The organism is Microbacterium sp. MMO-20, from assembly GCF_037147735.1.
GTDB lineage: Bacteria > Actinomycetota > Actinomycetes > Actinomycetales > Microbacteriaceae > Microbacterium.
Map to the genome: position 1 here is coordinate 1 of NZ_JBBCUU010000014.1, position 24,005 is coordinate 24,005.

Genomic DNA, 24,005 nt, shown 5'->3' on the forward strand with positions numbered 1-24,005 from the left:
CACTCTTCTTGCTTCTTGGCGGAAACAACTGGTCATCCCACGATGGCCCTTCACCGTCTACGACGACGAGAACCCCGCGGGAATTGACACCACGCTATTGGACTCACCCTGGGGTGCACGTCAGGTCGCGGTGCGGGAGAACATGGACCCGGCCGCGCAGGTCAAGACGCTCGCGCACGAGCTGGCGCATGTGCTGATGCACGGCCCTGACGACGAGGACGCCCGGCAGCATCGCGGTATCGGCGAAGTCGAGGCCGAGTCCGTAGCCTTGATGATCGGCGCCGCGCACGGCATGGACACCACCGGCTACACGATCCCGTATGTCTCGACCTGGGCCGCGCGGGTCGACGGGAAGGACCCGGTTCAGGTGGTACAGGCCACCGGGGAACGCGTGCGGAAGACCGCCCTCGGCATCGTTGATCGGCTCGACACAGTTCACGTCGGTGACGGCATCCCGCCGGGTCTCGGGAACGATGCGGCGACGGCTGAGCAGCCGTCTCGGGCGACAGCGCCGATGCCGGAGCGCCAGCCAACGCTGACTGTGCAGGTGCGGGCAGGGCGGGGGCTGTGATGCCTGACGGTGACAGGCTCGCGGTACTCGCACGGGCGGGACGTGGTTGGGGGCTACCCAGCACGGCGTTGGCTCTCGCGCTGGCAGGGGTGCCGGTCTTCCCCTGTGCGCCAGGCGGCAAGACGCCGCTGATCCGCGGCGGGCGAGGGTTCCTCGACGCGACGACCGATGCGGCTCAGATTCGGGCCTGGTGGCGAGCGGCCCCGGCTGCGAACATCGGCATCCCGACCGGGGGCGTGTCCGGCCTGGTCGTCGTGGATGTCGACGTGCACGGTCCGGTCGACGGGACCGTCGCGTTCGCCCGCGCCGACGCCGCGGGTCTGGTCGACGGATGGGGGCTGCTGGTGGGCACTCCGACTGGCGGCCTGCACGCCTACTTCCCTGCGGTACCCGGGGTCGAGCAGAGGTCGTGGCAGTCTGCCAGAGCGGGCATCGATTTCCGCGGCGACGGCGGCTACATCGTCGCCGCGCCCTCGATCCGTACGATCGACGGAACCCCGACCCGCTACCGCATCGTCGCCGGAGGCAGCGGAGGTGCTCCAGTGGACGCGCTGCGGCTGCGTGACTTCCTCACCCCACCACGCGCCACCCCGCCGAGACCGTCAGCCGCGGTCATGCGCGACACGGCCGTCGAGGCGGAGCGGTTGGCGTTGTGGGTCAGCCGGCAGCGCGAGGGTGAACGGAATCGTTCATTGTTCTGGGCGGCGTGCCGCTTGGCGGAGGATGATGTCCCCCTCGCGGACGCACGGGAGGTGCTGGTGACGGCTGCGGTGCAGCCTGGCTTCGAGGAGCGTGAGATCGTCCGGACTGTCGACAGCGCCTATCGCCGCGTTCACGCGATCGCGATCCGAGACGACCGCGCAGCTCCTGCTGCGCCTAGTGTCGCTCGGCAGCGGGTGCCGGCCCGGGGGCTCTTGTGAGGGCGTGGCCAGGCCGCCAGTGGGCGGTCATCACGTCGGCGGCCGGCACGGTGTTCATCGCCGCGGGCGCGTTCTGGCTGTCGTTCACCTCGCTCGCGGATTTGGCGCGTCGGTCCGGGATCGGCGACGGACAAGCCTGGGCGTGGCCGCTGATCGTGGACGGCGTGATCGTGGTGTCCACGGTCGCGGTCGTCGCGCTCGGCGGGGAACGGGTCGCCTGGTATCCGTGGACGCTGCTCGCTGGCTCGGCGGCGGTGTCGGTGACGGCGAACTCGCTGCACGCAGTTGTCTCGGCCGACGCGGACGTCCCCGCAGGGCTGGCTGCGTCCGTCGCGGCGGTGCCACCGGTCGTGCTGCTCGCGATCACGCACCTCACCGTCATCCTCACCCGCGCCCGTCCCAGCGAGTCAGCCGACCAGACGGCAAAGACCGCGGGGGCCGTATCGGTCGCTGAGGCGCCGTTGACCGCCATGCAGGCCGGGATGGTCGCGATCACCCCGTCAATGCCCGAGCGAGCGGCGGGCCGACGCGAGAGGGCGGCGGAACTGCGCGAGTCGGGGCTGTCGAACAAGAAGATCGCGCGCGCCCTGGACGTGCATCCCTCGACCGTTGGGCGTTGGTTCGCCGACGCGCACCAATCCGATGAACCAGCGCAACCGGACTCTGGGCCGTTGCCGGAGGGAGCGACAGCATGAGCCCCAACCACCTGATGCGCGAACCATCGCCGAAGGGCATCCCTGAGCACGACCAGTCCAAGCCCGAAGCCGAGGCCTTGGAGGCGGGCACGCCTGATGCGATCAAGCAGGAGTCCGACCGCCGCGATGCGCTGCAGGAGCGGCTGAATCGGGTACGCGGCAGGGGCGTGGACTGGGTGCGCCCGACCGATCTGCTCGTCCGTTCCAGCGGAGCTCTCGCAGGGCGCGGGATCGAGTTCCAAGCCGTGCAGGGCCGCCGTTTCCGTTCGACCCTCGCGACCGGGGCACGGTCGGTGTCGGAGCGGGCAAAGCGGTTGCCGCCCGTGTCCGCGTTCGGTCGTCGCGGTCAACACGCCGAGAGTCCGGCACGGCCCGGGGTCGGGATGAGGTAGCCCGGGGTGGTGATGGGTCATGGACACCCAGGACGGCGGGGTGACGGTAGCTAGGAGCGACCGGCGCACCTGCCTGCCAGGAGGTGCCCTGACCATGACCACCACGACAACGACGGCGACCGATCCTGCCGGTGAGGACTACACCAATGGGGAGGGCCTGCGCGCCCTGCTGCGCCGGCTCCACGACGCCGGCCCCGGCGCATGGGAGCACGACCCGGTAGCCGCCGAACTGATGACCTACGCCGCGGAAAAGTACACGCCGCTGGCGCGTAAACACGGCCTGGACCCGTGGGAGGCCGCGTCAGCGGCGTTCGACGTGATGCGCACCCGCGCCGCCCGCGAAGCCGACGACCCCTGGGCCGTCGTCACCCACGCGGTGCGGATCACCTGCATCGCCGAAGAACGCGGCCAAGGGCTGCTGTGCTCGGTGCATCAAGCCCGCCGCCCGCACGTCTCCTGCTTCCACGACCCCGAACGCCTCTCCGAACGCGAGAACACCCTGTCGGACTACCACCCGGCATTCCACGTCACCGACCCCTACCACCACGACGACGAGGTGGATTCGGGTGAGCCTGCGTCGGTGACCGGCGCGGTGGAGGACGCGATTCTGTTGTTCCTGCTGCTGGGCTGGCCCGACGGCACCGCCCGACCCGCGATCGAGCACGTCTGCGAAGCCCTCGCCCGGATCGGATCACGCACCTCCACCTACGAGGTGCTGCGCCGCGACCGGCACGCCCGCGCTCTCCTTGATGTCCCTGCGGTGTCGTGGACCGTGTTGTTGCGGGTGCTGCTGGGTCGCACCACTCCCGGTTACAGCGCGACAGGCGAAGGCCGTGGCATCCTGCTGCGCCTCCTGATCGGCGAAAGCCTGCCGAGCCTGCTGGCCGACGACGGGCTCGTGGCGACCATCAGCCAGGCCGCGCCCCATACGGGGACCGGGCGGCGGAGTGCGTGATGACCACGGCGACGGGGCGCATCGAGCTGGACCGAACGGTCGAGTCGATCCAGGTCGGCCACCGGCACCGGCACGACCTCGGCGACCTCGACGCCCTCGCCGCGTCCATCGACCGCGACGGGCTGCTGCAACCCATCACGATCACCCCGGACGGTGTGCTCGTGTGCGGGGTGCGGCGACTCGCAGCGATCAAGACGCTCGGCTGGCGCACCGTCAACGTCTGGGTGCGTTCCGCCATCTCGGACCGGTTGGGGCACCTGCTGGCCGAGCAGGACGACAACCAGCTTCACAAGACCCTCACCCCACTGGAAGCCGCGGGCCTGTATCGCGAGATCAAGACGCTGATGGCCGAGGACGCGGCACGCCGGGAGGCGGCCGGGCAGTTCACGAGCGACTACCAACCGCGGTGGAAGAACGGGTCCGCCGAATCGGCGGACCCGTTGACCACCCCTCCCGGTGATGCCCGCAGGCAGGCCGCGCAGATGGTCACCGGTGCGGCGTCGTACACGCGGCTGGAACAGATCGGCTACCTCGAACGCCTTGTCGCGGACCCTGAGACGCGCGATGCGTTGCGTGCAGAAGCACGAGCCGGGCTGGCGGCCATCGAGACCGGTAGTCCGGTCGATCCGGCGTATCAGCGTGTCCGCGAACTCGAACGGAGCGGCGAGGCCGCCCGCGATGCGCATCTGCACGATCTTGCCGAACAGGCCCTTGCGCGGGTGGGGGCCGAGGCGAAGAACGGCTCGAAGAAGACGAAGAAGCCCAAGGCGCCGACGCCGGCGGTACCGGAGGCTCGGTACGCGGTGCGGGCGTTCGTGCTGACCTGGGCCGAGCTCGACTCGTGGTGGATGCACTACGACCTCGACGAACTCACCGCGCAGCTCACCGACGAGCAAGCCGAGGCGTTCTACACGACCGCGGAGGGCACCCGACGGTTCGCCAGCGACCTCCGCGCCGCGCGTGAGCGGGCTGCAATGCCGCACCTGCGCGCCGTGTGAGGCCGTGGCCTGTAGCGGTCGGGGTGCACCTAAGGGGCATGAAGACCTCTCGTTCTCCGTCGCCTTCGCGTGGCCGCCTGATCGCGCTGATTGCCGCGGGGGTCGTGCTGCTGCTCCTCGCCGGGGTCGGCATCCACGGCCTCATCGCCGGCCCGCGCGGCGCGAGCGCCCCGCACCCGGAGCTTTCACCGTCCCCGCCGTCCGCACCGTCGATGCCGGGACCGGCGTCACAGCGGATGCCGGTGGTGGTGCGATCCGCTGCCCCGGAGACGTTCGCCCGCAATGTCGCGAAGGCGATCTTCGGGTGGGACACCACGAGCGGGCTGATGCCTCTGGACTACACGTCCATCGTCCTCGACACCGGTGACCCGACCGGCACCGAACAGGCCGGCCTGGCGTCCGATGTCTCGGCGTATCTGCCGACGCGGGACGCGTGGATCGAGCTGCGCAAGCACGAAACCCGGCAACACCTCGTGATCGATCGAGTGTTCGTGCCCGCGGCGTGGGCCGACGCCGTAGCACAGGCTCAGCCGGGTCAGATCGCACCGGGCACCGGGGCGTACACGATCGAGGGCACCCGGTACCGCGACGGCGTGTGGAACGGCGAACCGGTGTCCAGCGAGCATGCGGTGTCGTTCACCGTGTTCATCGTCTGTGCACCGACCTACCCGACCTGCCATCTGCTGCGGCTGTCTCAGCTCGACAACCCGCTGCGGTGAGAGCAGGCGTCTCGTGTTCCGTAAGCTCGCCGTTCTCACGCTCGCCGCACTCTTCTTCGCGCCGGCGACTCTGCTGCTGTCGGTTGGGGTGCTGATGAACCCGGCCGCCGATGCCGCATGCTCGACCACCGGGTCGCTCTCGGTCGGAGCCGTGCCCGACAGCCTCCGGGTCACCACGGCGGACGGCTCCACGTTCACGCTGAACAAGACACAGCTCACGCATGCGGCGACGATCATCACGGTCGGCGGCCGGATCGACGGGGTCGGCCGGCCCGGGGTGAAGATCGCGCTGATGGCGGCGCTCAGCGAGTCCACGCTGCGGATGCTCGCGAACACCGGCACTTACCCCGAGTCCGCGAACTACCCCAACGACGGCAACGGCCGCGACCACGATTCCCTCGGCTTGTTCCAGATGCGCCCGCAATCCGGGTGGGGCACCGTCGCCGAACTCATGGACCCGACGTACCAAGCCCGCGCATTCTTCGGCGGCCCGACCGGCCCGAACAATGGCTCCCCCCGAGGTCTCCTCGACATTCCCGGCTGGCAGACCATGGACCCCGGGGAAGCCGCACAGTCCGTCGAGGTGTCCGCGTTCCCCTACCGCTACCGCAACAACGCACCCGTCGCGGACGTCATCCTCAACGCCCTCACCCACGCCGGTGTCTCGCGGGCGGGCTCCGCCACCGGCGGAACGACCGTTGCGGACGGCTCGTCGCGTGTGGTGTTCCCGCTGCCTGCAGGGACGTGGGTGTTGGCGTCGCCGTTCGGCCTGCGTATCCACCCGATCACCGGGGAAGCGTCGTTCCATACCGGCACCGATTTCGCCGCCCCTGAGGGGACGCCGATCCTCGCCGCCGCGGACGGTGTCGTGACCGTTGCAGGGCCGGTCGGCGGATACGGGAACCTGATCGTCATCGAGCATCACATCGACGGTCAGACGGTCGCGACCGCGTACGGGCACATGTGGGACACCGGCGTCCTCGTCCACGTCGGAGACCGGGTGACCGCCGGTCAGCACATCGGCGACGTCGGCTCCGCCGGCATGTCCACCGGCCCGCACCTGCATTTCGAGGTCCGCCCCGGCGGCACCAACGGCACGGCGATCGACGCCGCCGCGTGGCTCACCCAGCACGGCGCCGCGAACCTCCCCACCGCGACCACCGGCCCCACGACCGGATGTGAGGCCCACGGGACCACAGCTGCGCCTTGGCCGGAACCGGCGGGCCCGATCACGGCTGCACTCCCCCGCGGTGGTGCGTGATGGGCGTGTTTCCGAACTTCGGCGGGCTGGCCGGGATCGGTGATCTGAAGCAGGTCGTCGGCGCGCTGTTCATGTTCGTGGTCGTCATCGCCGTGCTCATGCTGATCGTCTCGGCGATCTGCTGGGCGATCGCCGCCGCGCACGGCAATTACTCCGCCGCCACGAAAGGCCGGGTCGGGGTGCTCGTCGCGCTCGGCGCCGCCGTGCTCGCGGGCGGCGGGGTGGCGTGGATGAACTGGCTCATCGCTCTCGGTCAACGACTCTGACGCACACCCGGACCCGCCCCCTGAGACGTGCCCGGTGATGCGGGCGAGCGAGGACGCGGCGGTCAGCACGGTGCACCTGTGGGCAGAAGCCACCTCTCGCCTGAAGGAGACACCATCGTGATCGACATTCCCCCCAACAGTTCCGGTCTTCCCGGGATCGCGGCCCTGCGCACCATCGTCGGTGCGGTGATGACGGTCGGCCTGATCCTCGCCGTCCTGGCACTGATCGTCTCAGCCGTCGTCTGGGCCTACGGCGCGAACTCCAGCAACCCGCATCTGGCCGGTCGGGGCAAGGTCGGCGTCCTCGTGTCCTGCGGTGCCGCGATCGTCTGCGGCGCGAGCGTCGCGCTCGTGAACTTCTTCTGGGGCGTCGGCCAGACCGTCTAGAACCCGGTCCGGTAGAAAGCAGGTCTTGTGATGGGCATATGCGATGTCCCCGTCATCTCCACCGTCTGCAACACCGCAGGTGAGGCGGCGGCATCGCTGGTAGCGGCGCCGTTCGACTGGCTCGCCCAGGCGATGGGCGGCGCGGCAAGCTGGCTGTTCACCGCCGTCTGGGCCGTGTTCGACACCACCACGTTGGTGAACGTGCAACGGCCCGGGTTCCTGTCGGTGTTCAACCTCGTGTTCGGCATCGCCGTGTTCGTGATGCTGCTGTTCTTCTGCCTGCAACTGATCACCGGGATGATCCGGCGTGACCCCACCGCGCTGACCCGCGCGGCGCTCGGCCTCGGGAAGGCCGTGATCGGCTCCTTCGTGGTCGTCACCCTGGTCGCGTTGCTGTTGGAGATCACCGACCAGCTCTGCGTCGGGATCATCCAAGCCGCCGGCGAGACCACCAAGACCATGGGCGACAAGATCGCCGCCCTCGTCGTTGGGCTCTCCGCGCTGTCCATCCCCGCGCCCGGGGTCGGGGCGATCATCATGATCTTCCTCGCCGGTCTCGCGATCGCAGCAGCGGCGATCGTCTGGCTGTCGCTGCTGATCCGCAAATCGCTGCTACTCGTCGCGGTCGCCCTCGCCCCGCTCGCCTTTTCCGGATCGTCGTGGGACGCGGCCCGCGGCTGGGTGAGCAAGTGGGCCATGTTCGTGATCGCCCTGATCCTGTCCAAGCTCGTGCTCGTCGTGATCTTCCTCGTCGCGATCACCCAGGTCGCGGCCCCCATCGACCTCGACCTGGCCTCCGTGTCCGACCCGCTCGCAGGGATCGTGCTGATGGCGTTGGCGGGGTTCGCGCCGTACCTGACGTACCGGTTCCTCGCGTTCGTCGGCACCGACTACTACGGGCAGGCCGCCGCCGAGGACGACGCGAAACGCGCCCTGAACCGACCCATCCCGATCCCGTCGAAGCCGTCCGGTGACGGGCCGAAGAAGGTACTCGACGGTCAAGCGAGCAGGCCCGGCGGCGGCTCTGGAGGCGGTGGTGCGGCGGCGCCGATGGCCTCCCCGACCGGCGGCTCAGCAGGGGCGACCAGTGCGAGTGCAGGGGCGGGCGCCGGGGCAGGGGCGAGTGCCGGAGCAGGCGCGGCGGGTGCCGGTGCAGCGGCGGCAGGCCCAGCGGTGGCCGTGGTCGTGGGCGCGCAGGTCGTGAAAGCCGCGGCCACCGCGGGACCGAAGGCCGGTGCGGCATTGGCCGGTCAGGGCGAGACGGTCGCCAGCGGCGCCGGACAATCCAGCGCCCCTCCGCCGCCTTCGGCACCCGCGCCGACCGCAGCGCCAAGCGTGCGCCGGGCACCCCAAACCCCGCCCAAGGCGACGAAGGAGTGACCGATGGTCAGTCATGCGAAAGAGCCCGCGCCGGGCGAGCTCGTGCCGGTGAAGTTCTCCCGCCTCACGCGCCGGGGCGTGCTGTTGGGGTTGTCGGTCGCGCAGCTCGTCACCCTCGGCATCGGCGGCCTCACCCTTATCGCCGCGTTCTACGCGGGCGGCGGGATGCTGCTCGCCTACACCGCCCCGATCTGGGTTCTCAGCGCCGCACTGACGTGGATCCCTGTCGGCGGGCGCCCGGTGGTGGAGTGGCTGCCGGTCGCGTTCTGGTGGCTGTGGCGGGTCACGGGCGGGCAACTGCTCTACCGTCGCCGGATCGTGAAGCCCCGCCCCGCCTGCACCCTCGCCCTGCCCGGCGACGTGGCCCGGCTCCGCGAATACATCGATCCGGAGACCGGGGCCTGCATGATCCGCGACCCCCACGCCGCGACGTTGACGGTCGTCTGTGACGTGACACATCCCGCGTTCGTGCTCCTCGATCCTGGCGAGCAGGAACGCCGCGTCACCACCTGGGGCCGCGCATTGGCGACGGTATGCCGGTCTGGACGGATCGCGACCCTGCAAGTCCTCGAGCGCACCCTGCCCGACTCAGGCACCGGGCTCGCGGAGTGGTGGACCACGCACGGCACCCCGGACGGCTCCTGGGCCGCCGACACCTACGCCGAGCTGATCGAACGTGCCGGGCCTGCTGGGGAACGGCACGCCACCACGATCAGCCTGAGCCTGGACATGAAGGCCGCGGCCCGGCAGATCAGAACCGCCGGCGGCGGCATCAAGGGGGCCGCCGGGGTGCTGCGGCAGGAGATGTCGACCCTGGCGTCCGCATTGCGGTCGGCCGACCTCGCCCCGTCCGGGTGGCTCGACGCCGGACAGATCGCCGTCATCCTCCGCTCCGCCTACGACCCTGCCGTCGCGTCCGCGTTGGAACGGCACGGGCAGATCGGCCGCGACCTCGCCACCGCCGGCCCGGTCGCGGTCACCGAGACCTGGGGCAACCTGCGCACCGACTCCGCCCACCACGCCGTGCTCTGGATCTCCGAATGGCCCCGAAGCCTCGTCTACCCCGGATTCACCGCCCCGATCCTGCTGTCCACCGGCATCCAGCGAGCCGTGTCGCTGATCTACACCCCGATGCGCTCCGACCAGGCCGCCCGCGACATCCGCCGCAAGAAGGTCGAGTACATCAGCGACGCCGCCCAGCGTTCCAGACTCGGGCAGATCGAAGACGCCGCCCAAACCGCGGAGTTCCAAGACGTGCTGCAACAGGAAGCGGACCTCACCGCGGGCCACGGAGTCCTGCGCGTGACCGGCCTGATCAGCGTGTCCGCGCCTACCGTCGACGAGCTGGAAGCCGCGGTTGCAGCCATCACCCAGGCTGCGATCCAGAGTTCCTGCGAAACCAGGCGGCTGGTCGGCCAGCAGGCAGCCGCGTTCACCGCAGCCGCCCTCCCACTGTGCCGCTCGGTTTGATGGGCACAAACTAGCCGACGTGGAAGTCCCGGTGCCGGCTCTCGCCATCCTCGATCCAGTGAATCCGGAGGATGGGATCACTGGACCCGCCCCATGTGAACATCAGTGGCACCCGCCGCATCTGGCCGCGATGGATGATCGTGGGTTCGTCGGCTCCGGCGACGAACATGCCGCCATTCTCCGCGGGACTCTCGAACGTGACGCTCTCGGCGTCTCGGTCTCCCGTATTCGTGACCTCCGCCCAATGCTTGGTGCTGTAGCGAGGAGCCCCTTTGGAGTTCAGACCAGACATCTCGCGCTCCTGCCGAGGCTGGACAAAGAAGTCGACGCCGACTGGCTCGGACGGAGGCGCTGTGACGCTCTGAAGCGACATTGCCGCGATGTCGTGTTCAATCGCCTTCCAGACCTCGTGGTTGAGCTGTTCGACGTTGCTGAACTCGCCGAGCAGGCCACGATCCTGCATGCCCTTCTTGAAGGCGCGCACTGCATCGAGCTGACTGGTGTCAACGTCATGAGGAAGCGGTGCGGTCGAGAAGTACATATGCACCGGCCGCCCCAGTTCCACGGCGCGGTCCACTTCTTCCACGGTCCCGGAGATTGCATCGGGGGTTGGCGAACCTAGTCGGCCGCCGAACAGTGCGAACACGATGTCTGAATCATCGACGCCCTGGGCGTTGATGAGCTTCTGCGGATGGGCGCCCATGACAGGAACCGCGGATGTCTCCCAACGCCACGGCTGCAGGATCACGCCCTTCGTCCTTGCATTGGCGTCGTTCCAGCCATGTACCGCTTTCTCCACCGCGTCGCGCGCTTCAGGCACATCGGACGGTGAGGCAATCATCACGCGGAGCACGGTGGCGACATAAGGCATACCTCCAAGCCTACGGAGCATGACCGACACCAATCGGGCGCGTGCACCTGATCAGCACTTCCGATACGAGCCATGGAGGCCGGTCATGCCCAGCTATGAGAACCCCCTCGCCGACGCCGCTGAAGCTTCCGAGGCTCTCCGCGGCCTGGCCCACGCGAGCCGGACCTGGGACGACCCCGCCGACACCTACCAGGTGATCGGCGAGCTGGCCGTCGGCATCCGGTCTCTGCATCAGATACTCGGCCAGATCGCCGCCGTCCACACCGCCCGCCGGGACCACGTGAGTGCCGACGACGGCGACCGCGCATCCGGCGCGCAGGCCGCGACCGCTGCTGCCGACGGGTTCCAGCAGGCGGCGGCGCTGATCGATCAGGCCGACGACCAACTCTCCGCCGCGTTCGCCGAGTCGGGCCGGATTGTCTGGCACCCGCGCCCGGCCCCGGCCGAGCAGTGGATCACGGTCGTGTTCCTGCAGGGTGAGGATGCTGAACGGCCGCTGCGCATCCTCGGCGAGCTGGGCCACGTTGACGCGGTGGACTACCTCGCCCAGTGGGACTATGGCGACGAGACCACCCAGGCCGCGCTCGAGAACGGGTACGTCTACGACGAACCCGGAGCAGGCGCCAACGACCAGGTGATCACCTCGGGCGACTACGCGCTGGTTGTCAATCCGCACATGGGATACGTCTCACTCCTCCGCCGGACTGAGCCCGCCCCGGAGGCCGAAGAGGTTGAGATGCTCGCGCCACCGGCCATGGGTGGCCCCGAGGTGCTGGGGTCGTACTCGTCGCCGGGCGCACCGAAGCGGGCACCGGTTCAGCCTGCGAAGCGGGACGGGTCATGGTTCGAGCCAGCTGCGATCACCGCCGTCAAGCAGGCGCGAGGGCTGACGCTATGAGCGCCGAGCGGGAGAAGCTGCACACCGCGGTGCTGGTGGAGCCAGCCTCAGAGCGCCGCAAGTACCGCAAGCAACGTCGCGAGGCCGCCGCCCGACTGATCGCGGAGCAACGCCGCACCGACCGGGACGTCGCGAAAGCCAAGGCTGTGGCCGAACGGGTTGAACGACGCTCGGTCACGTATCTTCCGAGGGCCGGCGAGGCGGGGCTGGCGGCCCTGCGTTCACCGGGGGGACTGCGGTTGCCGAGGCATCAGGACACCAGCGCCGTGCTCGCGGCGCAGTACCCGTTCCTCGCCGAAGGGGGTCTGGGCAGTCAGGGCGTGTTCGTCGGACAAGACATGTACTCCGGTGGCAGCTTCGTCTACGACCCGTGGGAACTGTATCGGCGGGGCGTCATCACCGCGCCGAACATGATCCTGGCTGGCATCGTCGGCTCCGGGAAATCGAGCCTCGCAAAGTCGCTCTACACGCGCTCCCTGCCGTTCGGGCGTCGCGTATACGTGCCCTGCGACCCCAAAGGCGAGCACAGCCCCGTGGCGGAAGCAGTCGGCGGGAAAGCGATCGTCCTCGGGCACGGACTCGCCGCGCGACTGAACCCACTCGATGAAGGCCACCGCCCCTCCGGGCTCTCGAACCAGGAATGGGCCAGCACCCTGGCCTCGCGGCGCCGCGAACTGCTCGGTGCCCTCGCGGAAACGGTCCTCGGCCGCGACCTCTCACCCGTGGAGCACACCGCGATCGACACCGCCCTCACCGCCGCCGTCCAGGACGCGGACGTGCCGATCCTGCCGATGATCGTGGACCGCCTCCTCACCCCGTCCGCCGACGCCGACGACCGCCTCGCCGAAGATGGCCGGCTCGTCGCCCACGCGCTGCGCAGACTCGTCGGCGGCGACCTCACCGGCCTGTTCGACGGACCCTCAACGGTGCGGTTCGACCCGTCGCTACCGATGGTGAGTCTCGACCTCAGCCGTGTCGCGGAGAACGCCGCCCTCCTATCGGTGCTGATGACCTGCGCGTCTGCGTGGATGGAAGCCGCACTCATGGACCCCGCCGGCGGAAAGCGCTGGATGATTTACGACGAGGCCTGGCGACTCATGGCCCACCCCGCCCTCCTACGCCGGATGGACGCGCAGTGGCGACTCGCGAGGCACTACGGGCTCGCGAACATGCTCATCTTCCACAAGCTCTCCGACCTGGATAACGTCGGCGATCAGGGCTCGGCCATGCGGTCGCTGGCGAACAGTCTGCTCGCCAACGCGGAAACGCGGGTGATCTACCGGCAGGAATCTGACCAGCTCTCCACTACCGCGAACGCTCTCGGTCTGACCGGCACCGAACAACGCCTCCTGCCCGGGCTCGGCACCGGACAGGGCCTGTGGCGCATCAAGGAGCGTTCTTTCGTCGTGCAGCACCAGATGCATCCCGACGAGCTCGCCCTGTTCGACACCACCACCCGCATGATCTAGAAAGCTGGGCTCGGCGGCGTACCTGCCGGGCATGAAGCGAAGCGAACTCGACCAGCCGCCCGTCGCGATCCCGACCCTGATCCTCACGGTGCACAAGGCCGGTACGCTGACTGCCACGATCGATGGGGCCCCGATCACGCCGCCTGAATGGGCGCCGCCCTGGCGGCGTGAGTCGTTCCCGCAGATCATCGACCAGGCCAGCCACGATCGCACCCGCACCATCCGCGTCGAGGTCCGCGAAGCAGACGGCTCCGTGTTCACCGACCTCATCACCGCCCGGCGCCGCCGGGCCCTCTCCGAGCCCGAGCCCACCGTCGACGCCGCTCCCGCGCCCACGACGCCGGCCTTCGACCAGATCGACGGCGAGGGGTTCATCCCCGGCGAGGATGTCGCAGTCGCGATCATCACTGGACACACCGACGCCGCCCCCACCGGCGTTGCCCGCGCGCTTATCGACCCCGCGGGCCCGCTCCCGGATCACGTCGACGGCCCCGTGGAGGTCCTGCTGCTCGGTCGCATCTCCGGCACGACGGTGATCCGGCGACTGTCGTGAACGGTGAGGGCCGGCAGACCGGATCGTTCGGAGACGAGCTGACCAACGCCGCCATGATCGGGCTGGTCGCGCTCTTCGGCATCGCCCTCGTCCTCCGCGGCGCCGGCACCATCACCGCCTGGCTCACCGGGACCAGCCAACCCCACGGCGGGCCGGCATCCGGAATCGGTGTCCTGGCACATCCCGGCGACCCCGGTACAGCTCTCGACGCCGAGCATCTGAACGTCGTCGTCTACTGGATCGTCACCGGCCTCATCCTCGCCCTCCTCGTCACGCTGGTGGGGTTCGTGTGGGTCAGAGTCCGCAGGTACACGCATCGGGTCGAGGCCGATCCGCGGCGGATAGCCGGGATCGCGACTCGCCAAGACGTCGCGACCGCAGCCTCCCAGAAGGCCCTGCTCCGTCGAGCCGCCAATCTCCGCCCGGGTCTCGCGAATCCGAAGCCGCAAGATGTCGGCTACCGGCTCGGGGCCTCGAAGGGCGTGGGCGTGTGGGCGTCGGTCGAGGACTCCATCATGGTCATCGGCCCGCCCCGCTCCGGCAAGGGCCTGCACCTGGTCATCCCCGCGATCCTCGACGCGCCCGGCGCGGTCATCGCGACCTCCACCCGGCCCGACAATCTGACCGCAACCATGCGCGCTCGCAGGCGGGTCGGACCGGTGGCGATCTTCGATCCGCAACACCTCGCCGAAGGACTGCCCGCCGGGATGCGCTGGTCACCGATCCGCGGCTGCGAATCACCGCAGACAGCCATGATCCGCGCCGCCGGCCTCGCCGCCTGCACCGGACTGTCCGCAGGCGGGGTCGATTCCGGCGGGTTCTGGGAAGGCAAGACCCGTACCGCACTCCAAGCGTTGCTGCACGCCGCGGCTATCGACAACCGGCCACCCGCCGAACTGTTCAGATGGACCCTCGACCCCACCGCCGCAGCCGATGCGGTCGCGATCCTCACCGGCTCCACCCGGGCCGCGACCGGCTGGGCCGAATCCCTGGAAGCGATGATCGACTCCGATCCCCGTACCCGCGACTCCATCTGGCAAGGTGTCTCCCTCGCCCTCGGCTCCCTCGCCGACCCCCGCGTCCTCGACACGGTATCTCCCGCCGAAGGCGAAGGCTTCGCCCCAGAGGCATTCATCCGCGACAAGGGAACCCTGTTTCTGCTGGCCACCGGCGCCGGGGCCGGAGCCAGTGCCGCACTGGTCGCTGCGCTGGTGGAAGACCTCATCGAGACCGCCCGCCGCCTCGCCGCACGCTCACCCGGAGCACGTCTCGACCCGCCCCTGCTGCTGGCACTGGACGAGATCGCGAACCTCTCACCACTGCCCAGCCTGCCCACCCTGATGGCGGAAGGCGGCGGATCGGGGATCACGACCATGCCCGTTCTCCAGTCGCTCGCGCAAGCACGGGACAAGTGGAACGAGCACCAGGCCAACGCGATCTGGGATGCCTCGATCGTAAAGGTCATCCTCGGCGGCGCATCCAACAGCCGCGACCTGCAAGACCTTTCCGCACTTATCGGCGAGCGCGACGAATACACCGACAGCGTGACACTCGGCGACCACGGCACCCGCTCCAACCAACGATCCGTGCGCCGCGTCCCGACCTTCCCGCCCGACCGCATCCGCCGACTGCCTTTCGGAACCGGCGTCGTCCTGCTGCGTTCCGCACCACCCATCGTCACCGACCTGCACCCCTGGCCCGGCCGTCCCGACGCCGCTCGGCTCAAGAGCGACCGCGCCGAAATCGAAGCGCAGCTGCACCACGCCGAGAACTGACCAGGGAGGCGATCGCGCACCTTCCCGCCACACCGGCTGCACCTGGCGGCGCGGCAGAAGGGAAGCACGATCATGACTATTCACACGCAGGAATCCGTCTCCGGGTTCGTCGCGTCCGACCCGCAACTCACCCAGACCGCAAAGGGCGACCCGCGGCTGTATCTCCGGTTCGGACAGGAGCACTACCGCCGCGAAGAAGACGGCACCTTCACCCAACTGGAGACCACCTTCCACAACCTCGTCATGTTCGACCGCTCCGCCGAGCACGCTGACGCCCGCTTCGCGAAGGGCGACAACTTCGTCGCCGAGGGCTACACCCGCCCCGTCAACTACGAACGAGACGGCCAGACCGTCGACGACGAGGAGTTCGTCGCCAAGAAGATCGGTCACGACCTCGCCCGTACCCGCTACGACGTCGACCGCACGCCGCGACGCGCCAGTGCGGAACGCGAGGCACCGAAACGGGAAGTCTCGGCTTTCACGTCCGCCCGCAGCTCACAGCGCAGCGCCGCCCCGGCGATGGGACTGTAAGGCCGGTCATGGACGACGAGCGCGAGTCGGCGCCGGTACCGGAGATGGATGCACCGGACGATGACCTCAACGATCCCATGATCCCGGAGCCGCCACATCCGATCAACTGGAACCTGCTCACAGCCGAGGAGGCCGAAGTCGAATGGCTGGAGCTCAACCGTTGGGTCGACTGGCTCCGACACTCCTATGGACTCCCGGCCTCGGTGATCCCACCGGCCTGGCATCTCCACCCCGAACTCGTCTGGGAACTGTCAGCGCTGCATATGCACTGGCTCTGCGCCTACGACCCCGACCAGAATGGGTCCGCGCCTTTGGGCTGGCATCGCGACTTCGCCGACGCCCGCATGCGGCTCCGCGACTGGGTCGCCGCGTGCGGCACCCGACTCGACCGCGACCGCCCCACACGGCGGACCGTCTGGCCCGGCGAGAAGCCCGGCGATCCCATCGAGGACACACCGATCGTCGATCGCGACGCTGAGTTCGTGGAGTTCGTCTTGGCCGACGTGCAGCGCCGCCGCGACGCCGAGGACGCGTTCTACGCCGGCCTCGACCCGGACACCGGAGAACTCCCGTGAGCGAGAGCGCGGGGAGCCTGCTCGTGTCGCCGCTGATGTACAGCCGCGAGGTAGCCGCGTACTTGAAGGTGTCGGAGTCCACGCTGTCGCGGTGGCGGTCCGCAGGAAGCGGGCCGCCGTTCTTGCGGCTGGGCGGGATCGCCCGGTATCGGCTCGACGCCGTCGACCGCTGGCTGGACGGCTTGGAGCACGACCATGCCCCGGAGGGCTGAGCCGCTACCGACCGCCGAGCCCAAGCCGGTACCGCCGATCGGGGTGAAGCTGTCCACCGACATGGAGCGCCGTTCCTACGGCATCCGCGCCCGCGCCCGCTGGACGGACCCGACCACCAAGCGCCGCGTGATCCGCACCGAGATCGTGCGGGACGAGGCTGCGGCGCACGCCTTCTTCGACCAGCTCCGCAACTCCTCCGTGAAAGGCATGGACGTGTCCATGACCATATTGGAGTACGTCACCTCCATCGGGGACAGGTGGGCGCGAGGTCTGGACCCGACATCCACGGGAGAGACCTACTGGTACGGGTTGAAGCTGCGTGTGCTGCCCGCCCTCGGGCATCTGCCCGTCTCGCAGATCACCGCCGGGATCATCGACCGCACCATCGACGGCTGGGAACAGCACTACGGGGCGTCGACTATCAAGAACTCCATCGCGCCGCTCGTGCGGGTGCTCGATGAAGCGGTCCGGGACGGGCTGATCCAGATCAACCCCGCGAAGAACCGGGCAAAGCGGAGTCTGAACCGCAACGCCTTCCGTGGGCAGTCGGCCACGCAGTCCTCACCGCGCGCCCACGCGATCCCGGACATGAAGACCCTCAACAGGCTCGCCCGGGCCTGCGGGACGGTGCACCAGTCCTACAGCGACTTCGTGATGCTCGCCGCCCTGCTCGCCGCACGCTCCTCCGAGGTGTCCGGGCTCCAGGTCGGGGACGTGGACTTCGGGAAGAACCTCGTCGTGATCCGCCGGCAGATCTTCCCCGGGAAAGGCGGCCTGGTCACCAAGCCGACCAAGAGCCGCAAGGAACGGCGGGTGCCGATCCTCGAACCGCTCCGCCCCGTCTTGGAACGACTAGTCAAGGACAAGCAACCCGAAGACCAGCTCCTCGTGGGGCCGAAGGGCGGCATCCTCACGACTGCGACCGTGCGCGACGCCACCAACTGGGACAGCATCGTCGCCAAGCTCGGACTGCCCAACCTCACCCGGCACGGGCTCCGGCACACCGGGGCGACCTGGATGGCGGATGCCGGTATCCCGCTGCACGTCCTCCAAGACATCCTCGGGCACGCCTCGATGGAGACCACGCGGGGCTACCTCCACCCCGACGATCGCCACCTGGCGTCCGCCGCCGAGCAGGCCAACGCCTTCCTCTCGGCCGCCGGACAGCGCAAGCACGCCCGGCGCGGCAGCACCCCGTCCAGGGGCCTGTGATGCGGTCCCTACGCCGGGGCGATAGTCGCCGAAACCGTTCTGGTCCCCTTTTGGTCCCCTTATCCACAGGCCGCGGCCGAACAACCATCGCGAAGGCAGTCGGCGCGCCGCCTCGACCGGCCAGGGGGACCAGAGGGGGACCAAACGAAAACCGCTCCGAACATGACGAAGCCCAGGTGAGAAACCTACTCTCACCTGGGCTTTTCTGTCGGGATGACAGGATTTGAACCTGCGACCCCCTGACCCCCAGTCAGGTGCGCTACCAAGCTGCGCCACATCCCGTTGTTCACTTTTTCGGGCTACTGGAGGTTGAAACCACTTAACCCCCAGTCAGGTGCGCTACCAAGCTGCGCCACATCCCGTTGTTCACTTTTTCGGGCTACTGGAGGTTGAAACCACTTAACCCCCAGTCAAGTGCGCTACCAAGCTGCGCCACATCCCGGTCCGTCATCCGCACGCGGACAACTCCCCTATCCTAACGGGTCCGCGCGGGCGTCGCGAACCGAATGGGGCGCCGGGCGCGGCGCGTGATCCTGCGCGATGTCGGAGCGCGCGCGTACGGTGTCGGCATGAGCGAGATCGAGATCCGCCCGGCGTCCGCCGACCGCTTCGCCGACGCCGAGCACGCACTCACGGGCGGCGGCGACGGGGCGTCCTGCTGGTGCCAGTGGTGGATGCTGACGAACAAGGAGTTCAGCGCCGCAACCCGCGAAGAGAAGCGCGAGCTCCTGCGCTCGGATCTCACGCACGAGCGGGCGTCCGCCCTGATCGCCTACGTCGACGGCGAGGCGGCTGGATGGGTCAAGGTCTCCCCTCGCCCCGACCAACCGCGCCTCGCGCGCACGCGCGCGTTCCAAGAGTCGCCCGAGCCGTTCGAGGACGGCTCGGTGTGGGCGGTCACGTGCTTCGTCGTGCGGCGCGAGCACCGCGGCGCGGGGCTCAGCTCGCGCCTTCTCGCTGCGGCGGTCGATCACGCGCGCCGTCACGGCGCCCGTGTCGTCGAGTGCTATCCGGTGGATGCCGGGGCCACGAAGACGTCGTCGAACGAGCTTTTCCACGGCGCGCTGTCCACGTTCCTCGACGCCGGCTTCTCGGAGGTCGCGCGACCGAAGCCCGCGCGGCCGATCGTGACCCTCACCGTCGACTGACGCCAGGGGCGCTTACGATGGACCGGGGCCCGCGACGTGCCCTGAGCCCGCCCGCGCGAAGGAGCCCTGTGGCCGCACCGTCCTCGACCCCGGCCAGCGTCGACCGCGCACCCGCGCGCACCAGATGGTGGGGATTCGGCGTCTACGCCGCTGTATCTGCGGCCCACGTCCTCGCTCTGATCGCACGCGCCGACTCGTTCGTCTACCCGACGAAGCTGCTTCTCATGCCGGCGCTCGCGCTCGCCGCACTCGTCGCGCTCGGCACGGCCGCGAACTCGCGCGCAGGCGCGCTGCTCCTTCTCGCGACCGCTCTCTCGTGGCTCGGCGACGGCGCAGGATTCTTCTTCCCGTTCCTCGCCGACGAGCTGCCCGCGATGCTCCTGTGCTTCGGTCTCGCGCACCTCGCCTACATCGTCCTCTTCCAGCGCGACCTCGCGCGTCGGCCGATACCGCGGTGGACACTCGCGTACTCCGTGTGGTGGGTGGGAATGATCGTGCTGCTGTGGCCGCATCTCGGCGCTCTCGCGATCGCCGTCGCAGCGTACGGCCTCGTCCTCGGCGGGACGGCGGCGTCGGCCGCGCGCGGCTCCCGTATCACCGCGACGGGCGGCGCCTTCTTCCTGGCGTCCGATACCCTCCTCGCGCTGCTGCTCTTCCTCCCGGGCATGTCCGCCGCGCTGACCGGCCCGTGGGTCATGCTGACGTACACGATCGGTCAGGGTCTGCTCGTCCTCGGCGCGGTTCGCCTGCTCGCGCCCGCACAGGAGAGGAACCGATGACGGGGTCGGTGCGCGTGGATGCCTGGCTGTGGGCCGTGCGCGTCTACAAGACCCGATCGGCCGCCACCACCGCATGCCGCGCAGGGCATGTACGCGTCGGCGGCGAGAAGGCCAAGGCGGCGCAGCCCGTGCGCGTCGGCGACGAGCTGCGTATACGGATCGCCGGGTTCGATCGCATCCTCGTCGTTCGGCAGCTGCTGACCAAGCGCGTCAGTGCGCCCGTGGCCGCCCTCGCGGCGGAAGACCGAACCCCGGCGCGGGAGCCCGTGGCCCTCGTCGCCGTACGCGATCGCGGCGCCGGGCGCCCCACCAAACGGGAACGCCGAGAGATCGACCGGCTGCGCGGCCGCGACGACGGCGAGTAGTCGGGGCCGCGGATCAGACTTCCAGCCACCGCGGGCCGTGGACGGTCGCCCCGAGCTCCTCGACCCGGCCACGCAATGCGCGGTCACTCGTGACCACCGTGACCGACTTCCCGGCATCGATCGGTGCGCCGGCCTCGGCAACGATCGCGTCGTCGCCTGCATCGGGAGCGCGCACAATGCGCACGCCATCCGCCGCGGCATCCGCGACGTCGCGCGCCTCACCCTCGACGACCGCGACGACCTCGGGGAACCACAGGCTGCCCGGCAGGCCCAGTCGCGCGGCGTCCATGCCGTCGGCGCTGAGAGGCTCGAGGCGGTCGAGCAGACGCGCCGCCGCCCCCGCACGGTCGCGCCACCAGCCGTCGGGGACCGAGCCGATGACGTTCGCGGCATCCACCACGATCGCGGGCTTCACGGTCAGCAGAGCGCGCAGCAACGGCCAGGCGGCGGCGAATCCGGGGTGGAGCGGGCGCGATTCGACACCGTCGAGAGGAACCCAGGCGAGCTCCCTGCTCTCCGGGTCGCTGATGACGGGCTCGAACGGCGTCTCGACGTCGGCGACGAGTGTCGAGTAGGTCCAGATCTCGGCGTCGTAGACGCTGATGAGGCGCGGGCGTACGGCGGACGCCGGAACACCCGCTTCCTCCGCCGATTCGCGCAGCGCCGCCTCGCAGGCGGACTCGTGCTCGTGCCGCGCTCCACCGGGCAGCGCCCACGTGTCGCCATGGTGACTCCACGAGACGCGATGCTGCAGCAGGATGCCGCGATCCGGGTCGAACGCGAGGAGCCCGGCCGCGCCGAACCTTCCCCAGTACCGAGTGCCGTCCTCGGCGACGACCCAGGCGTCACCGGGATCGCGGGGCCCGTCCGGGCGACGCGGCTCACCGGGAGCGGGGGGCACGATCGTCACGCGTCCAGCCTGTCACACGAAGACTCCACCCGAGGCGTGCGCGTCACAATCCGGAGCGACACGCCACATCTGCGTCCATCACGAGGTCTGACCACAACATATGGTGGTCAGACCACAGTCCTCACTTCACCTCCGGAAGAAGACCCCCATGGCATCCATCCGCACGATCACCGTGAAGGACACGATCGAGGAGTATCTCGCCCGCGCCGACTGGCGCGTCAACGCAAACGCGAACCAGGGCTATTCCCTGGGCGGGCTCATCCTCAACGCGTCGGGCAAGCTCATCGCCAACTACTGGCTCGACGAGGTCTACTCCCCCGCCGCGGCCGACGCCCACCGCGCGGGCGACCTCCACCTCCACGACCTCGACGTCCTGGCCGGCTATTGCGCCGGCTGGTCGCTGCGAATGGTCCTCGAACAGGGCATGGGCGGCGTGCCGGGCCGCGTGTCGAGCGCACCTCCGCGGCACTTCTCGAGCGCACTCGGCCAGCTCGTGAACTTCCTCGGCACCCTCCAGAACGAGTGGGCGGGGGCACAGGCCTTCTCCTCCTTCGACACCTACCTCGCCCCGTACGTCCGCCGCGACGCACTGACGTACCCGCAGGTACGCCAGGCGATGCAGGAGTTCGTCTTTAACCTCAATGTGCCGAGCCGCTGGGGCACGCAGACCCCGTTCACGAACCTCACCTTCGACTGGGTCTGCCCCGACGATCTGCGCGCGCAGCGCCCGATGATCGCCGGAGGGGTGCAGGACTTCGCTTACGGCGACCTCGCCGCCGAGATGGCGCTCATCAACCGCGCCTTCATCGAGGTGATGACCGAGGGCGATGCCCAGGGGCGCGCCTTCACGTTCCCGATCCCGACGTACAACATCACGAAGGACTTCGACTGGGAGGGCGAGAACGTCGACAGCCTCTTCGACATGACCGCGAAGTACGGACTGCCGTACTTCCAGAACTTCGTGAACTCCGACCTCGATCCCGGCATGATCCGCTCGATGTGCTGCCGACTGCAGCTCGACCTCACCGAGCTCCTCAAGCGTGGCAACGGCCTGTTCGGCTCGGCCGAGCAGACCGGCTCGATCGGCGTCGTCACGATCAACTGCGCGCGCCTGGGCTTCCTCCACTCCGGCGATGAGGACGGTGCGCTCCGGCGCCTGGACGACCTGCTCGACATCGCGCGCGACAGCCTCGAAGCCAAGCGCGCCGTCATAACGCGACACCTCGAGAACGGACTGTTCCCCTTCACGAAGCACTACCTCGGCACCTTCGACAACCACTTCTCGACGGTGGGCGTCAACGGCATCAACGAGTACGTGCGGAACCTCACCCGCGATGACCATGACATCACCGACGAGGAGGGTTCGGCAGCCGCGCTCCGCCTCCTCGACCGCGTGCGCGCGCGCATCACGCGATTCCAGGAGGAGACCGGTCGCATGTACAACCTCGAGGCCACGCCCGCCGAGGGCACGACGTATCGGTTCGCGAAGGAGGATGTCGCCCGCTTCGGCGACGCGGACATCCGACACGCCGGCACCCGGGACAACCCCTACTACACGAACTCGTCCCAGCTCCCCGTCGGGTTCACCGCCGACCCGTTCCTGGCGATGGCGCTGCAGGAGCCGCTGCAGCAGAAGTACACCGGAGGCACGGTGCTGCATCTCTACCTCGGCGAGGCGATGGAGTCCGCGCGCGCGTGCCGCGACCTCGTCCGCCGATCGCTCGAACGCTTCCGACTGCCGTACCTGACGATCACGCCCACCTTCTCCATCTGCCCCCGCCACGGCTACGTCTCCGGCCACCACGAGGTCTGCCCGACCTGTGACGCGGAATGCGAGGTGTGGACGCGCGTCATGGGGTATTTCCGGCCCATCTCGGGGTTCAACATCGGCAAGAAGGGCGAAGCTTCGGAGAGGACGTACTTCGTCGCACCCGCGCTCCCCTCGGAGGAGAGGCCATGGTCCGCACCCCTGCAGCCTGTGAACTGAACATCGCCGGTGTCACGGCATTCTCGACGGTCGACTGGCCCGATCACCTCGTCGCGACGGTCTTTCTCCAGGGGTGCCCCTGGAACTGCTTCTACTGCCACAATCCTGCGCTGATCGACCCGCGGGCCGAGGGCGGGTTCTCATGGAGCGACGTCCTCGACCTGCTGTGCGAGCGCATCGGGCTCCTGGATGCCGTGGTGTTCTCCGGCGGGGAGCCCACACTCCAGCGAGCGCTCGTGCCCGCCATGCGGACCGCGCGCACGCTCGGGTTCGCCGTCGGTCTCCACACCGGCGGCGCCTACCCGGGCCTCCTCGCGCAGGCACTGCCGGAGGTCGATTGGGTGGGGCTCGACATCAAGGCGTGTCCCGACGACTACGACCTCGTCACGGGGAGGCCGAACAGCGCGTCGATGGCCTGGCGCTCGCTCGAGCTCGTCCTCGGCAACCGCGAGCTGCGCGCCAGCACTGACCGTCCGCTGGACGTGGAGGTGCGGACGACGGTGCATCCCGCCGCGTTCGACGACGCGCGCCTGCACGCCCTCGGCTGCCGCCTGGCCGAAGCCGGCGTCGACCACTGGGCCGTGCAGCGTTTCCGCACGGCGGGCACGCGCAGCCCGCTGCCGCGGGTGGAGGGGGATGCCGCGGCATCCCTCACTCTCCGCGACCTTCCGAGCGAGCGGTTCGCGAGCCTCGTCGTGCGCTGAG

The 24,005-nt window shown here is 69.3% G+C and carries 26 protein-coding genes, 1 tRNA gene and 1 pseudogene; 25 read left to right on the forward strand and 3 right to left on the reverse strand.

Annotated features, from left to right (window positions below):
- From WFI52_RS13580 to WFI52_RS13635, 12 genes and pseudogenes are all read left to right on the forward strand, one after another.
- Positions 1 to 571 (forward strand): ImmA/IrrE family metallo-endopeptidase (locus WFI52_RS13580; protein WP_336627496.1); only part of this gene is annotated, 571 nt, incomplete at its 5' end.
- Positions 572 to 639: 68 nt separating this feature from the next.
- Entirely contained in the window at positions 640 to 1,491 is an 852-nt protein-coding gene (locus WFI52_RS13585) for a bifunctional DNA primase/polymerase (RefSeq protein WP_336633518.1), read from the forward strand.
- Complete coding sequence (locus WFI52_RS13590) at positions 1,488 to 2,186, forward strand: helix-turn-helix domain-containing protein (protein ID WP_336627498.1); 699 nt, start codon at positions 1,488 to 1,490, stop codon at positions 2,184 to 2,186. The genes WFI52_RS13585 and WFI52_RS13590 overlap by 4 nt, the downstream gene beginning before the upstream one ends.
- A complete protein-coding gene (locus WFI52_RS13595; protein ID WP_336627499.1) occupies positions 2,183 to 2,578 on the forward strand; it encodes a hypothetical protein in 396 nt (131 codons plus the stop codon). The genes WFI52_RS13590 and WFI52_RS13595 overlap by 4 nt, the downstream gene beginning before the upstream one ends.
- 94 nt (positions 2,579 to 2,672) lie before the next feature.
- Positions 2,673 to 3,533 (forward strand): hypothetical protein, encoded by an 861-nt coding sequence (locus tag WFI52_RS13600; protein WP_336627500.1) that lies wholly within the window; start codon positions 2,673 to 2,675, stop codon positions 3,531 to 3,533.
- Positions 3,533 to 4,531 (forward strand): ParB N-terminal domain-containing protein, encoded by a 999-nt coding sequence (locus WFI52_RS13605; RefSeq protein WP_336627501.1) that lies wholly within the window; start codon positions 3,533 to 3,535, stop codon positions 4,529 to 4,531. The genes WFI52_RS13600 and WFI52_RS13605 overlap by 1 nt, the downstream gene beginning before the upstream one ends.
- 38 nt (positions 4,532 to 4,569) lie before the next feature.
- Entirely contained in the window at positions 4,570 to 5,250 is a 681-nt protein-coding gene (locus tag WFI52_RS13610; protein WP_336627502.1) for a hypothetical protein, read from the forward strand.
- Between the two features lie 13 nt (positions 5,251 to 5,263).
- Positions 5,264 to 6,469, forward strand: a pseudogene (locus WFI52_RS13615) (M23 family metallopeptidase); the annotation flags it as partial.
- A 41-nt stretch (positions 6,470 to 6,510) separates the two neighbouring features.
- A complete protein-coding gene (locus WFI52_RS13620; RefSeq protein WP_336627503.1) occupies positions 6,511 to 6,777 on the forward strand; it encodes a DUF6112 family protein in 267 nt (88 codons plus the stop codon).
- 117 nt (positions 6,778 to 6,894) lie between these two features.
- The gene (locus WFI52_RS13625) at positions 6,895 to 7,164 is read left to right on the forward strand and encodes a DUF6112 family protein (protein WP_336627504.1); all 270 of its coding nucleotides are present in this window, start codon (positions 6,895 to 6,897) and stop codon (positions 7,162 to 7,164) included.
- A gap of 30 nt (positions 7,165 to 7,194) precedes the next feature.
- On the forward strand, positions 7,195 to 8,544 hold the full coding sequence (locus WFI52_RS13630) for a conjugal transfer protein TrbL (protein WP_336627505.1): 1,350 nt from the start codon (positions 7,195 to 7,197) through the stop codon (positions 8,542 to 8,544).
- A gap of 3 nt (positions 8,545 to 8,547) precedes the next feature.
- Positions 8,548 to 10,014 carry an SCO6880 family protein gene (locus tag WFI52_RS13635; RefSeq protein WP_336627506.1) on the forward strand — a complete coding sequence of 489 codons (1,467 nt, stop codon included), beginning with the start codon at positions 8,548 to 8,550 and terminating at the stop codon, positions 10,012 to 10,014.
- A 10-nt stretch (positions 10,015 to 10,024) separates the two neighbouring features.
- Here WFI52_RS13635 and WFI52_RS13640 read toward each other — a convergent pair whose 3' ends face one another.
- Positions 10,025 to 10,885, reverse strand: a complete 861-nt coding sequence (locus tag WFI52_RS13640) for a DUF4062 domain-containing protein (RefSeq protein ID WP_336627507.1) — start codon at positions 10,883 to 10,885, stop codon at positions 10,025 to 10,027.
- A gap of 19 nt (positions 10,886 to 10,904) precedes the next feature.
- Between WFI52_RS13640 and WFI52_RS13645 the strand changes: the two genes are divergently transcribed.
- The 8 genes from WFI52_RS13645 (at position 10,905) to WFI52_RS13680 (ending at position 18,111) form a co-directional block, all read left to right on the forward strand.
- The gene (locus tag WFI52_RS13645) at positions 10,905 to 11,783 is read left to right on the forward strand and encodes a hypothetical protein (RefSeq protein WP_336627508.1); all 879 of its coding nucleotides are present in this window, start codon (positions 10,905 to 10,907) and stop codon (positions 11,781 to 11,783) included.
- Positions 11,780 to 13,252: a VirB4 family type IV secretion system protein gene (locus WFI52_RS13650; protein WP_336627509.1), complete on the forward strand. Its 1,473-nt coding sequence runs from the start codon at positions 11,780 to 11,782 to the stop codon at positions 13,250 to 13,252. The genes WFI52_RS13645 and WFI52_RS13650 overlap by 4 nt, the downstream gene beginning before the upstream one ends.
- 31 nt (positions 13,253 to 13,283) lie before the next feature.
- Positions 13,284 to 13,805: a hypothetical protein gene (locus WFI52_RS13655; protein ID WP_336627510.1), complete on the forward strand. Its 522-nt coding sequence runs from the start codon at positions 13,284 to 13,286 to the stop codon at positions 13,803 to 13,805.
- A 53-nt stretch (positions 13,806 to 13,858) separates the two neighbouring features.
- On the forward strand, positions 13,859 to 15,580 hold the full coding sequence (locus WFI52_RS13660) for a TraM recognition domain-containing protein (RefSeq protein WP_336627536.1): 1,722 nt from the start codon (positions 13,859 to 13,861) through the stop codon (positions 15,578 to 15,580).
- Between the two features lie 72 nt (positions 15,581 to 15,652).
- Positions 15,653 to 16,111 (forward strand): single-stranded DNA-binding protein, encoded by a 459-nt coding sequence (locus tag WFI52_RS13665; protein ID WP_336627511.1) that lies wholly within the window; start codon positions 15,653 to 15,655, stop codon positions 16,109 to 16,111.
- 8 nt (positions 16,112 to 16,119) lie between these two features.
- The gene (locus tag WFI52_RS13670; protein ID WP_442927775.1) at positions 16,120 to 16,686 is read left to right on the forward strand and encodes a hypothetical protein; all 567 of its coding nucleotides are present in this window, start codon (positions 16,120 to 16,122) and stop codon (positions 16,684 to 16,686) included.
- Positions 16,683 to 16,898, forward strand: a complete 216-nt coding sequence (locus tag WFI52_RS13675) for a helix-turn-helix transcriptional regulator (protein WP_336627512.1) — start codon at positions 16,683 to 16,685, stop codon at positions 16,896 to 16,898. The genes WFI52_RS13670 and WFI52_RS13675 overlap by 4 nt, the downstream gene beginning before the upstream one ends.
- Positions 16,882 to 18,111: a tyrosine-type recombinase/integrase gene (locus WFI52_RS13680; protein WP_336627513.1), complete on the forward strand. Its 1,230-nt coding sequence runs from the start codon at positions 16,882 to 16,884 to the stop codon at positions 18,109 to 18,111. The genes WFI52_RS13675 and WFI52_RS13680 overlap by 17 nt, the downstream gene beginning before the upstream one ends.
- A gap of 208 nt (positions 18,112 to 18,319) precedes the next feature.
- Here WFI52_RS13680 and WFI52_RS13685 read toward each other — a convergent pair.
- Positions 18,320 to 18,393, reverse strand: a tRNA-Pro gene (locus WFI52_RS13685).
- Between the two features lie 287 nt (positions 18,394 to 18,680).
- On the opposite strand from WFI52_RS13685, the gene WFI52_RS13690 reads away from it, so the two are divergent.
- The 3 genes from WFI52_RS13690 to WFI52_RS13700 all read left to right on the forward strand — a co-directional run bounded on the left by WFI52_RS13690 (position 18,681) and on the right by WFI52_RS13700 (position 20,403).
- Positions 18,681 to 19,259: a GNAT family N-acetyltransferase gene (locus WFI52_RS13690; protein WP_336627514.1), complete on the forward strand. Its 579-nt coding sequence runs from the start codon at positions 18,681 to 18,683 to the stop codon at positions 19,257 to 19,259.
- A 68-nt stretch (positions 19,260 to 19,327) separates the two neighbouring features.
- Positions 19,328 to 20,038 (forward strand): lysoplasmalogenase family protein, encoded by a 711-nt coding sequence (locus tag WFI52_RS13695; protein ID WP_336627515.1) that lies wholly within the window; start codon positions 19,328 to 19,330, stop codon positions 20,036 to 20,038.
- Positions 20,035 to 20,403: an RNA-binding S4 domain-containing protein gene (locus WFI52_RS13700; protein ID WP_336627516.1), complete on the forward strand. Its 369-nt coding sequence runs from the start codon at positions 20,035 to 20,037 to the stop codon at positions 20,401 to 20,403. Before WFI52_RS13695 ends, WFI52_RS13700 begins: the two co-directional genes overlap by 4 nt.
- Positions 20,404 to 20,416: 13 nt before the next feature.
- On the opposite strand, the gene WFI52_RS13705 is transcribed toward WFI52_RS13700, so the two are convergent.
- Positions 20,417 to 21,313 (reverse strand): NUDIX hydrolase, encoded by an 897-nt coding sequence (locus WFI52_RS13705; RefSeq protein ID WP_336627517.1) that lies wholly within the window; start codon positions 21,311 to 21,313, stop codon positions 20,417 to 20,419.
- 148 nt (positions 21,314 to 21,461) lie between these two features.
- On the opposite strand from WFI52_RS13705, the gene WFI52_RS13710 reads away from it, so the two are divergent.
- Positions 21,462 to 23,300: a ribonucleoside triphosphate reductase gene (locus WFI52_RS13710; protein ID WP_336627518.1), complete on the forward strand. Its 1,839-nt coding sequence runs from the start codon at positions 21,462 to 21,464 to the stop codon at positions 23,298 to 23,300.
- Positions 23,270 to 24,004, forward strand: coding sequence for an anaerobic ribonucleoside-triphosphate reductase activating protein (locus tag WFI52_RS13715; RefSeq protein WP_336627519.1), 735 nt, complete (start codon positions 23,270 to 23,272; stop codon positions 24,002 to 24,004). Before WFI52_RS13710 ends, WFI52_RS13715 begins: the two co-directional genes overlap by 31 nt.
- Position 24,005: the final 1 nt, after the last annotated feature.

Coding starts and splice junctions, on each gene's coding strand:
- WFI52_RS13595 (WP_336627499.1), top strand. CDS start 2,183: ATGAGCCCCAACCACCTGATGCGCGAACCATCGCCGAAGGGCATCCCT.
- WFI52_RS13600 (WP_336627500.1), top strand. CDS start 2,673: ATGACCACCACGACAACGACGGCGACCGATCCTGCCGGTGAGGACTAC.
- WFI52_RS13605 (WP_336627501.1), top strand. CDS start 3,533: ATGACCACGGCGACGGGGCGCATCGAGCTGGACCGAACGGTCGAGTCG.
- WFI52_RS13610 (WP_336627502.1), top strand. CDS start 4,570: ATGAAGACCTCTCGTTCTCCGTCGCCTTCGCGTGGCCGCCTGATCGCG.
- WFI52_RS13620 (WP_336627503.1), top strand. CDS start 6,511: ATGGGCGTGTTTCCGAACTTCGGCGGGCTGGCCGGGATCGGTGATCTG.
- WFI52_RS13630 (WP_336627505.1), top strand. CDS start 7,195: ATGGGCATATGCGATGTCCCCGTCATCTCCACCGTCTGCAACACCGCA.
- WFI52_RS13635 (WP_336627506.1), top strand. CDS start 8,548: ATGGTCAGTCATGCGAAAGAGCCCGCGCCGGGCGAGCTCGTGCCGGTG.
- WFI52_RS13640 (WP_336627507.1), bottom strand. CDS start 10,885: ATGCCTTATGTCGCCACCGTGCTCCGCGTGATGATTGCCTCACCGTCC.
- WFI52_RS13645 (WP_336627508.1), top strand. CDS start 10,905: ATGACCGACACCAATCGGGCGCGTGCACCTGATCAGCACTTCCGATAC.
- WFI52_RS13650 (WP_336627509.1), top strand. CDS start 11,780: ATGAGCGCCGAGCGGGAGAAGCTGCACACCGCGGTGCTGGTGGAGCCA.
- WFI52_RS13655 (WP_336627510.1), top strand. CDS start 13,284: ATGAAGCGAAGCGAACTCGACCAGCCGCCCGTCGCGATCCCGACCCTG.
- WFI52_RS13660 (WP_336627536.1), top strand. CDS start 13,859: ATGATCGGGCTGGTCGCGCTCTTCGGCATCGCCCTCGTCCTCCGCGGC.
- WFI52_RS13665 (WP_336627511.1), top strand. CDS start 15,653: ATGACTATTCACACGCAGGAATCCGTCTCCGGGTTCGTCGCGTCCGAC.
- WFI52_RS13670 (WP_442927775.1), top strand. CDS start 16,120: ATGGACGACGAGCGCGAGTCGGCGCCGGTACCGGAGATGGATGCACCG.
- WFI52_RS13680 (WP_336627513.1), top strand. CDS start 16,882: ATGCCCCGGAGGGCTGAGCCGCTACCGACCGCCGAGCCCAAGCCGGTA.
- WFI52_RS13690 (WP_336627514.1), top strand. CDS start 18,681: ATGAGCGAGATCGAGATCCGCCCGGCGTCCGCCGACCGCTTCGCCGAC.
- WFI52_RS13700 (WP_336627516.1), top strand. CDS start 20,035: ATGACGGGGTCGGTGCGCGTGGATGCCTGGCTGTGGGCCGTGCGCGTC.
- WFI52_RS13710 (WP_336627518.1), top strand. CDS start 21,462: ATGGCATCCATCCGCACGATCACCGTGAAGGACACGATCGAGGAGTAT.
- WFI52_RS13715 (WP_336627519.1), top strand. CDS start 23,270: ATGGTCCGCACCCCTGCAGCCTGTGAACTGAACATCGCCGGTGTCACG.